At 49.5% G+C, this 2,339-nt stretch carries 2 protein-coding genes; one reads left to right on the plus strand and one right to left on the minus strand.

Features of this window, described 5'->3' with window-relative positions; translation table 11 throughout:
- Positions 1-390 (minus strand): P-loop ATPase, Sll1717 family (locus tag HT737_RS09695; RefSeq protein ID WP_374011150.1); only part of this gene is annotated, 390 nt, incomplete at its 3' end.
- 632 nt (positions 391-1,022) lie between these two features.
- Between HT737_RS09695 and HT737_RS09700 the strand changes: the two genes are divergently transcribed.
- Positions 1,023-1,427, plus strand: a complete 405-nt coding sequence (locus HT737_RS09700; RefSeq protein ID WP_182402383.1) for a hypothetical protein — start codon at positions 1,023-1,025, stop codon at positions 1,425-1,427.
- Positions 1,428-2,339: the final 912 nt, after the last annotated feature.

A 2,339-nucleotide genomic window follows, 5' to 3' on the forward strand; every position in this document is an offset into this window, starting at 1 on the left:
TAAAAAATTCAAAATAAAATTCTTCGCTTCCTCCGTCCACTTGGATGTCCCGGTAAGTTTTCTTGCCACGACTTGAGCAAACTCAACGACGATCAAATATCTCCAACTAGCTTCATACCTTTCTGACTCATCTACGTCAGAGTCAGATCTTTTGGCATGCAAAGCCCACGGATAACCTCGCAAGTTTAAGGCGACTGACACCAGCCCGTTTTGTTTTTTCTCATTAAAGTAACGAACAAGCGCGGTTTTTCCTGAGCCTTTCCTGCCGAGAACCAAATATTTTTCGCCATCTCCTATTTCACTGACGGCGCTGGTTTCTACGAAGTAATTTAAGACTGGCTCATCTTCTGCGGCGACGGCTCCAAAAGTAGCGATTGACCTAACGTCCATTTTCACCCTGCCATTACTTGGTTTTCGTTATCTTATCCTTAAAGAAAGCTTTGGTGATAGACACGTGGCCTTTATGCGACGAATACTAATCGTGCTGGCATTTTCCTCGCTTCGTCAGCAGGCGTTTCGATCAGGTCGTATCGGATCACTTAGTCGGTCACGACAGGTGCAAGCCGCTCCGCTCTCAAGAACGCCTATCCACTTCGTTTGCAGGGACTTGCTAAACCAAGCCCCTTTGTTTAATTCTTACGCCTCCACAAGGATAGGAAGGACGATATGACCGTTGTTATCAAATACACCCAAGGATCCGGCCCCACGTCGATCACCCTCCGCGGGTGCGCTTCCGAAGCAGACGGCGTCGCTCAGTTTTGGGCCATGTCACATATAAAAAGCAATTCGAAAACAGCTATTGTCAGTGTCAGTTCGTATTGAGTTTTTACCATAGATCAATGCGAAACTCTTCACGCTCAGGTCTTAAAAATAGCCAACCATCCTTCTCGCATTCTGACTGGTTTTCCAGCTTTTTTGGCGTGCGCGAAATGACGTTTTTAACACGAACTCAAGGCGCTAACCTCGCAGGAGTTCCAATCAGCGGCTGTTTAAGCCGTCAAAGCCCCTCCAAGGAAGTAACGATGGCATCGGATAAAAAGCAGGCCAAGCGGGCTAAACGCACCAAAGCGAAAGCCAAGCAAGCACGGACAGTTCGCAATGGCTCGTTTCAGCGCAGCTATTTGGAAACGGTTGAGGTCTCCGAGGGAATGGTCAGCTTACTCGTCCGAATGGCAGAAGCCGAGGCAATTAGCCAAGTCGAAATGCTTACCACCTTGATCAGTGACTCGGGTATGTCTAAAGCGGAAACATTAGACGACGAAGTCGATATGCAAATCGTACTTCTCAAGGTGTACGGAAGGAAGATCGAAGGAAGAACAGAGGATTGGATGGAAGACGATGGATTCCTAGAGGCTTATGCACAAGCTGCACGCAGGCTCGGCCGGGAAGAACTGATCGGGGCTTGGCATGACGCTCATGACTTTTAACAGCTAGTAGCTGCAAATCGTATCTGCCGGGCCCGTGAAGGTACATCGCTGCACTTCATAAATAGCCCGAGCTTCGTAGACACGTCTCGAAGGCCGCTTTGCCGAAAGCGGCCTGTTGCGACTGCCGGCCGGGAAGCACTCTGCCCTCCTGCATCGTAGGCATAACCTAGTTCGTTCTTTTTTTCATGCATCAGAAGCGTTACACCAGATGGCCCAGTTACACGCCTCAAGATTGGCGTGTGAAATCGGTGTAACATTAATAATATTCAATAAATACAGTCAGTTACCGGTCATCGTTACACCAGTTACATGAGTTACACCACATTTGGAGGGATATATTCCCCCGCACCCCGCAAGCATAAATCCCACCCGCGAATGTGATGTGTATCTCCCGCTGTGTACCTGGGGCCCTGAGGTTTTCTTTGAGACACGGGGTCGGAAACCCGCCGGACCTTATTAGCTGGAGAACGCCCAGCTTAGTGAACTGCCTGTTCACCTGTGCATCTGCACTACGAAACAATCGATCCACGGCCATCATTACCGGTACGGTAACGATGGCCTTTTTTCTTCAAGATCCTTTCAATTTCAACGTTGAAATTTCAGTAAGCTGCAGCATCTCCCGCTACCACAGTCCCGCGGGTTTCCGACCCCGTACCTTAGCGTATGCTCCAGGGGCCCCGGCGATTTCTGGGTATGATCTAAGCTGATCGCTACCTACATCATCGAAAACCAACGGCCGAGTACCTCATGAGTCAGTTAACAACCACAGCACGATTCGAATGCCCGGTATGTAGGAAAGAAGCTCATGCCACGGTCGAAGTGCCGGAGGTCGACTGGTGCGTTGAGCCTCTCTCAGACTCACTATCTGAAGACGACGGTGAAATGGAATGTGACCAGTGCGGAGAGTTCTTC

The organism is Pseudomonas sp. MD195_PC81_125, from assembly GCF_014060985.1.
Classification (GTDB): domain Bacteria; phylum Pseudomonadota; class Gammaproteobacteria; order Pseudomonadales; family Pseudomonadaceae; genus Aquipseudomonas; species Aquipseudomonas parakoreensis.

Coding starts and splice junctions, on each gene's coding strand:
- HT737_RS09700 (WP_182402383.1), top strand. CDS start 1,023: ATGGCATCGGATAAAAAGCAGGCCAAGCGGGCTAAACGCACCAAAGCG.